The organism is Streptomyces sp. S6, assembly GCF_054880855.1.
This window is the reverse complement of the sequence record NZ_JBTYMC010000359.1, coordinates 1-6,064: the sequence shown is the minus strand read 5'-3', so window position 1 is coordinate 6,064 and position 6,064 is coordinate 1. Positions and strand designations below refer to the sequence as shown.

Below are 6,064 nucleotides of genomic sequence, written 5' to 3'. Positions count from 1 at the left end.
CGCGACCCGCAGCCCGCTCACCCCGAGCGCCCGCAGCCGCCCGAGCGCGAGCGTGAGTCCGACGGGACCCGACTCCCCGGGCAGCCCCTCCACCCGGTGCACGGCGTCGTCCCCGACGACGGCGACGACAGCGTCGTCCGGAGAGACGAGTCCGGCCAACAGGGCATTTCCCCAAGCGGCGAGGCGACCAGCGCGCGGTTCCGAGAGCATGGCACCAGCCTAAGGAGGGTTCCCGCGAACCCCGAGCGGTGTCCCCGGAATCCGTAAGAAGCGGACCGATGGAACAGGGTGTCCGACCGGTGGCGTAGATTTTCCCGACAGGGGCCGCGCCCACCCGCGCGCGGCTGCCGAACCACTTGGCGCACGCGACGACCGAGACCGGCCACACTGCAAGGGGAGACAACGCGCTCATGAGCGATGTTCTGGAGCTTCAGGACGTATCGGTGGTCCGCGAGGGCCGGTCGCTGGTGGACCAGGTCTCCTGGTCGGTCAAGGAGGGCGAACGCTGGGTCATCCTCGGCCCGAACGGCGCCGGCAAGACCACCCTCCTCAACCTCGCCTCCACCTACCTCTTCCCGAGCGCCGGCACGGTCGCCGTCCTCGGCGAGACCCTCGGCAAGCCCGGCACGGACGTCTTCGAACTCCGCCCCCGCGTCGGCATGGCCGGCATCGCCCTCGCCGAGAAGCTCCCCAAGCGCCAGACGGTCCTCCAGACCGTTCTCACCGCCGCCTACGGCATGACGGCCGGCTGGCAGGAGGAGTACGAGGACATCGACGAGATCCGCGCCCGTGCCTTCCTCGACCGCCTCGGCATGACGGACTACCTGGACCGCCGCTTCGGCACCCTCTCCGAGGGCGAGCGCAAGCGCACCCTCATCGCCCGCGCGCTGATGACCGACCCCGAGCTCCTCCTCCTCGACGAGCCCGCCGCCGGCCTCGACCTCGGGGGCCGCGAGGACCTCGTCCGCCGCCTCGGCCGCCTCGCCCGCGACCCCATCGCACCCTCGATGATCATGGTCACGCACCACGTCGAGGAGATCGCCCCCGGCTTCACCCACGTCCTGATGATCCGCCAGGGCAAGGTCCTCGCCGCAGGCCCGGTCGAACTCGAACTCACCTCCCGCAACCTCTCCCTCTGCTTCGGCCTCCCCCTCGTCGTCGAGCAGGTCGGCGACCGCTGGACGGCCCAGGGCCTCCCGCTCTCCTGACCCCGCACGCGCCCTGTCCGCGCCGACGCCGCGGTCCTACCATTGACCTTGTGGACATCGACGCGTGGGTGTGGTGGCTCGTAGGCGCGGCGGCGCTGGGAATCCCGCTGGTGATCACGACCATGCCCGAGTTCGGCATGTTCGCGGTCGGCGCGGTCGCCGCCGCCGTCGTGGCCGGACTCGGCTTCGGGGCCGTGAGCCAGGTGCTGGTCTTCGTCGTCGTCTCGGTGGCGCTCGTCGCCGTCGTACGGCCCATCGCCAACCGGCACCTGAGACAGCAGCCGGGGCTCCCCACCGGAATCGACGCGCTCAAGGGCAGACAGGCCCTCGTCCTGGAGCGCGTCGACGGCTCCGGCGGCCGGATCAAGCTCGCGGGCGAGATCTGGTCCGCACGCTCCCTCGACACCGGCCGCGCCTACGAACCCGGCCAGGAGGTGGACGTCGTGGACATCGAGGGCGCCACGGCGATCGTCCTGTGAAGCACCCCAACTGAACTGAACGACCTGCGAGTTATGTGAAGGTCTGACAGACTCGACCAGCAAGATCTTCAGCAGCCGTAAGATCGTCGGCAGTCGCCGAGGCGGAGAGAGGGTACGGGGAGCACGATGGAACCGGTCATCATCGTTCTGATCATCCTGGTGGTGTTGGTCTTCATCGCCCTGATCAAGACGATCCAGGTCATCCCACAGGCGAGCGCCGCCATCGTCGAGCGCTTCGGCCGCTACACGCGGACACTGAACGCGGGCCTCAACATCGTCGTCCCGTTCATCGACACCATCCGCAACCGCATCGACCTGCGCGAACAGGTCGTCCCGTTCCCGCCGCAGCCGGTGATCACCCAGGACAACCTGGTCGTCAACATCGACACGGTCATCTACTACCAGGTCACCGACGCCCGCGCGGCGACGTACGAGGTCGCCTCCTACATCCAGGCCATCGAGCAGCTCACCGTCACCACCCTGCGCAACATCATCGGTGGCATGGACCTGGAACGGACCCTCACCTCCCGCGAGGAGATCAACGCGGCCCTGCGCGGCGTCCTCGACGAGGCCACCGGGAAATGGGGCATCCGCGTCAACCGCGTCGAGCTGAAGGCGATCGAGCCGCCGACCTCCATCCAGGACTCGATGGAGAAGCAGATGCGCGCCGACCGTGACAAGCGCGCCGCGATCCTCACCGCCGAAGGCACCCGGCAGGCCGCGATCCTCACCGCCGAAGGTGAGAAGCAGTCCCAGATCCTGCGCGCCGAAGGTGAGGCCAAGGCGGCGGCCCTGAAGGCCGAGGGTGAGGCCCAGGCCGTCCGCACGGTCTTCGAGGCCATCCACGCCGGCGACGCCGACCAGAAGCTCCTCTCCTACCAGTACCTCCAGATGCTCCCCAAGATCGCCGCGGGCGACGCCAACAAGCTCTGGATCGTCCCCAGCGAAATCGGCGACGCCCTCAAGGGCCTGTCCGGCGCGGTGGGCGGCCTCGGCGGACTGGGCGGCGGAGGCGGCTCCTCGGACAACGGCGGCAGCAACCTGGAGAAGCGGGAGAAGCCGCAGATCGACTGAGCTGCCGACGGTACGACGACGGGGTGCGCCTTCTGGACGAAGGAGCACCCCGATCTCGTTCCTACGACCTAAGCCGCGTCCAAGCTCAACCACTCCGGCAACGCCTGCAACTCGTCCGCCCCCAGCGACAGCAACATCGCGTCGGCCGGCGTCGGCTCGAACGGCTCCCTCAGCAACGGCATCCCCGCCTGCTCCGGCGTCCGGTCGGCCTTGCGGTGATTGTCCTCGGCGCAGGAGGCCACCGTGTTCAGCCAGGAGTCCCGGCCGCCCTGAGCCCTCGGCACCACGTGGTCCACGGTCGTCGCCCTGCGCCCGCAGTACGCGCACCTGTGCCGGTCCCGCACCAGCACCCCCCTACGGGACCAGGGCGCCTGTCTGCGGAACGGCACCCGCACATACCGGCACAGCCTGATCACCCGCGGCGCGGGTATGTCGACCTCGGCGCCCCGCATACGCAGCTCGGGGTGGGCCTGCTCGACGACGGCCTTGTCCTGGAGCACCAGAACGACAGCCCGGTTCAACGTCACCGTAGACAGCGGCTCGAAGCTCGCGTTCAGCACCAGCGTGTCCCGCATCCAGCCCACCTCCCGTTGCGCATCGGCCCGCTCCCCGGCGGGCGTGGATCAACTCTGGACGGGCACGCCGAGATGGACAACGCAATAAAAAATGCCCGCCCCTGATCACTTCCATGACCAGAGGCGGACAAACGTCGGGTGAACTCTGAACCGCGTCAGTTCGCGGCCGGCACCTCGTACTCACCGATCAGCTGCGCCCGCGCGACCGCGTGGAACCGCAGATTGAAACCGACATAAGCGGGCGAAACGTTCTCGTCGACGCCGAGCTTCTCCTGATCGACGGCGTACACGGTGAACACGTACCGGTGCGGCCCGTCCCCCGCCGGCGGCGCGGCCCCGCCGAAGTCACGCGTCCCGTAGTCGTTGCGGACGTGGACGGCGCCCTCGGGCAAGCCCTTGAACTCTCCCGTACCCGCGCCGGCCGGCAGCTCCGTCACGGACGCCGGGATGTCGAACAGCACCCAGTGCCAGAACCCGCTGCCCGTGGGCGCGTCCGGGTCGTAGCACGTCACCGCGAAGCTCTTCGTCCCCTCCGGGAACCCCTCCCACCGCAGGTGCGGCGAGACGTTGCCCTCGGCGTAGACCTGATCGGCCTTGAGCGCGACACCCTCCGAGACGTCCTCGCTCGTCACCGTGAACGCCGGGACGGGCGGGTGGAAGTCGTGGGGGAGAGGCCGCCGCTTGAGCTCGGACACCTCGGTACCTCCTGTAATACGTGGCTCTTGAGAACCTCGAGCCTAGAACCAGTTCCGCTTGCTGCCGACCTCGGCCAGCCACTGGTTCAGGTACGAGGCCCAGTCGGTCCCGTGGAAGTCGCGCAGACCCACCTGGAAGGAACGGAACGTGTCGCTGCCCTCGCTGAACAGGCCCGGCTTCTTGTCCATCTCCAGGACGACGTCCATCGCGTGCTCGTCGGCGACGAAACTCAGCTCGACCTGGTTGAGGCCGTGGTACTGCTGCGGCGGGAAGAACTCGATCTCCTGGTAGAACGGCAGCTTCTGACGCGTCCCGCGAATGTGCCCGCGCTCCATGTCCGCGCTCTTGAAACGGAAGCCGAGCTGAGTGAAGGCGTCGAGGATGGCCTGCTGAGCGGGGAGCGGGTGGACGTTGATCGGGTCGAGGTCGCTGGAGTCGACGGCCCGCGCGATCGCCAGCTCGGTCGTCACCCCGATGTGCATCCCGCGCAGGGGCTGCCCGGCGATCGTCGTCACCGGCGTCTCCCACGGGATGTCGAGCCCGAACGGCACCGCGTGCACGGCGCCCGCCTGGAGCTCGAACGCGCCGCCGAGACTGACCTTCGCGAACTCGATGTTCTGCTTGTACTCCGCGTCCTGGCCCTCGACCTCCACCTGGGCCTGCAACCCGATCGACAGCCCCTCGATGTTCTGGCTGACGGACCCGCCCTGAATCCGCACCTCACCCTGGACGACCCCGCCCGGTACGACGTTGACCTCGGTCAGCACCGTCTCCACCGACGCCCCACCCGCACCCAGGCTCGCGAGCAGCCTCTTGAACGCCATGACTCTCCCTCGTATTTCGACGACCGGTTGACCGGGCCTTCGATCCCTACAAACGCGTTCAGGCCACGTCCGGTTCCGCACGCCCGGGTCCGTCCCCGACTGCACTACGCTCGTCGGCCATGATCGCGACCCCCGACCGTACGCTCCTCCCGAGGCCCTTCTTCGACCGCCCTGTCCTGGAGGTCGCCCCCGACCTGCTCGGCCGCCTCCTGGTCCGCACGACCCCGGACGGTCCGATCGTCCTGCGCATCACGGAGGTCGAGGCGTACGACGGTGAGCACGACCCCGGCTCCCACGCCTTCCGGGGCCGCACCGCCCGCAACGGCGTGATGTTCGGTCCGCCCGGTCATGTGTACGTCTACTTCACCTACGGCATGTGGCACTGCATGAACCTCGTCTGCGGTCCTGAGGGCGAGGCGAGCGCCGTCCTGCTGCGGGCCGGCGAGATCCTGGAGGGCGCCGAATCGGCCCGCAAACGTCGACTCTCGGCCCGGAACGACAAAGAACTCGCCAAAGGACCGGCCCGGTTGGCGACGGCCCTCGACATCGACCGCACCCTCGACGGCACCGACGCCTGCACCCCCGAGGACACCCCGCTCCGCGTCCTCACCGGTACCCCTGTCCCCTCCGACCAGGTCAACAGCGGTCCCCGCACCGGGGTCTCGGGCGCCGGCGCCGTCCACCCCTGGCGGTTCTGGATCTCCAACGACCCCACGGTGAGCCCTTATCGGGCCCACGTTCCCCGCCGTCGCTCAAGTTGACGCTCCCCTGAGGGGTGCGTAATGTAGTCCGAGCCGCTTGACCCGGTACGGCACTCGCCGAGGGCCGGGAGCGGACAACCCACTACCTACAACATCCCTCGACGGGGTCGAATTCGGCGTGCCCGCATGCCTGAATTCGAACTCACGGAGACTCGATTATGAGTAGCCGAGAGGATGGGCTAACGTAGTGAATGTCAAAAGGCCGACGAGCGAAAGCGAGAAAGCCCAAGACTTCCCGCCGACAGGGAATCGGATCGAAAAGGATCTGATAGAGTCGGAAAAGCCGGAAGGGAAACGCGAGAGCGGGAACTGGAAAGCGCCGAGGAAATCGGATCGGAAAAAGATCTGATAGAGTCGGAAACGCAAGAACGAAGGGAAGCCCGGAGGAAAGCCCGAGAGGGTGAGTACAAAGGAAGCGTCCGTTCCTTGAGAACTCAACAGCGTGCC

At 68.1% G+C, this 6,064-nt stretch carries 7 protein-coding genes and 1 pseudogene; 4 read left to right on the top strand and 4 right to left on the bottom strand.

Features of this window, described 5'->3' with window-relative positions:
• Window positions 1-210: pseudogene (locus ACVNF4_RS31045) on the bottom strand (hypothetical protein); the annotation flags it as partial.
• Between the two features lie 200 nt (window positions 211-410).
• On the opposite strand from ACVNF4_RS31045, the gene ACVNF4_RS31040 reads away from it, so the two are divergent.
• From ACVNF4_RS31040 to ACVNF4_RS31030, 3 genes are all read left to right on the top strand, one after another.
• Complete coding sequence (locus ACVNF4_RS31040) at window positions 411-1,208, top strand: ABC transporter ATP-binding protein (protein WP_355876485.1); 798 nt, start codon at window positions 411-413, stop codon at window positions 1,206-1,208.
• A 50-nt stretch (window positions 1,209-1,258) separates the two neighbouring features.
• A complete protein-coding gene (locus ACVNF4_RS31035; protein ID WP_461806212.1) occupies window positions 1,259-1,687 on the top strand; it encodes an NfeD family protein in 429 nt (142 codons plus the stop codon).
• 126 nt (window positions 1,688-1,813) lie between these two features.
• Window positions 1,814-2,761, top strand: a complete 948-nt coding sequence (locus tag ACVNF4_RS31030) for an SPFH domain-containing protein (protein ID WP_461806211.1) — start codon at window positions 1,814-1,816, stop codon at window positions 2,759-2,761.
• Window positions 2,762-2,829: 68 nt separating this feature from the next.
• Here ACVNF4_RS31030 and ACVNF4_RS31025 read toward each other — a convergent pair whose 3' ends face one another.
• The 3 genes from ACVNF4_RS31025 to ACVNF4_RS31015 all read right to left on the bottom strand — a co-directional run bounded on the left by ACVNF4_RS31025 (window position 2,830) and on the right by ACVNF4_RS31015 (window position 4,856).
• Window positions 2,830-3,336: an HNH endonuclease gene (locus tag ACVNF4_RS31025; protein WP_461806210.1), complete on the bottom strand. Its 507-nt coding sequence runs from the start codon at window positions 3,334-3,336 to the stop codon at window positions 2,830-2,832.
• Between the two features lie 155 nt (window positions 3,337-3,491).
• A complete protein-coding gene (locus ACVNF4_RS31020; protein WP_461806209.1) occupies window positions 3,492-4,031 on the bottom strand; it encodes a YbhB/YbcL family Raf kinase inhibitor-like protein in 540 nt (179 codons plus the stop codon).
• A gap of 42 nt (window positions 4,032-4,073) precedes the next feature.
• Complete coding sequence (locus tag ACVNF4_RS31015; RefSeq protein ID WP_461806208.1) at window positions 4,074-4,856, bottom strand: sporulation protein; 783 nt, start codon at window positions 4,854-4,856, stop codon at window positions 4,074-4,076.
• Between the two features lie 119 nt (window positions 4,857-4,975).
• Between ACVNF4_RS31015 and ACVNF4_RS31010 the strand changes: the two genes are divergently transcribed.
• Window positions 4,976-5,617: a DNA-3-methyladenine glycosylase gene (locus ACVNF4_RS31010; RefSeq protein ID WP_461806207.1), complete on the top strand. Its 642-nt coding sequence runs from the start codon at window positions 4,976-4,978 to the stop codon at window positions 5,615-5,617.
• Window positions 5,618-6,064 lie beyond the last annotated feature (447 nt).

What these genes read in the sequence shown, in the direction of transcription:
- ACVNF4_RS31030 (WP_461806211.1), top strand. Translation starts at nt 1,814, where the DNA reads ATGGAACCGGTCATCATCGTTCTGATCATCCTGGTGGTGTTGGTCTTC.
- ACVNF4_RS31025 (WP_461806210.1), bottom strand. Translation starts at nt 3,336, where the DNA reads ATGCGGGACACGCTGGTGCTGAACGCGAGCTTCGAGCCGCTGTCTACG.
- ACVNF4_RS31010 (WP_461806207.1), top strand. Translation starts at nt 4,976, where the DNA reads ATGATCGCGACCCCCGACCGTACGCTCCTCCCGAGGCCCTTCTTCGAC.
- ACVNF4_RS31040 (WP_355876485.1), top strand. Translation starts at nt 411, where the DNA reads ATGAGCGATGTTCTGGAGCTTCAGGACGTATCGGTGGTCCGCGAGGGC.
- ACVNF4_RS31015 (WP_461806208.1), bottom strand. Translation starts at nt 4,856, where the DNA reads ATGGCGTTCAAGAGGCTGCTCGCGAGCCTGGGTGCGGGTGGGGCGTCG.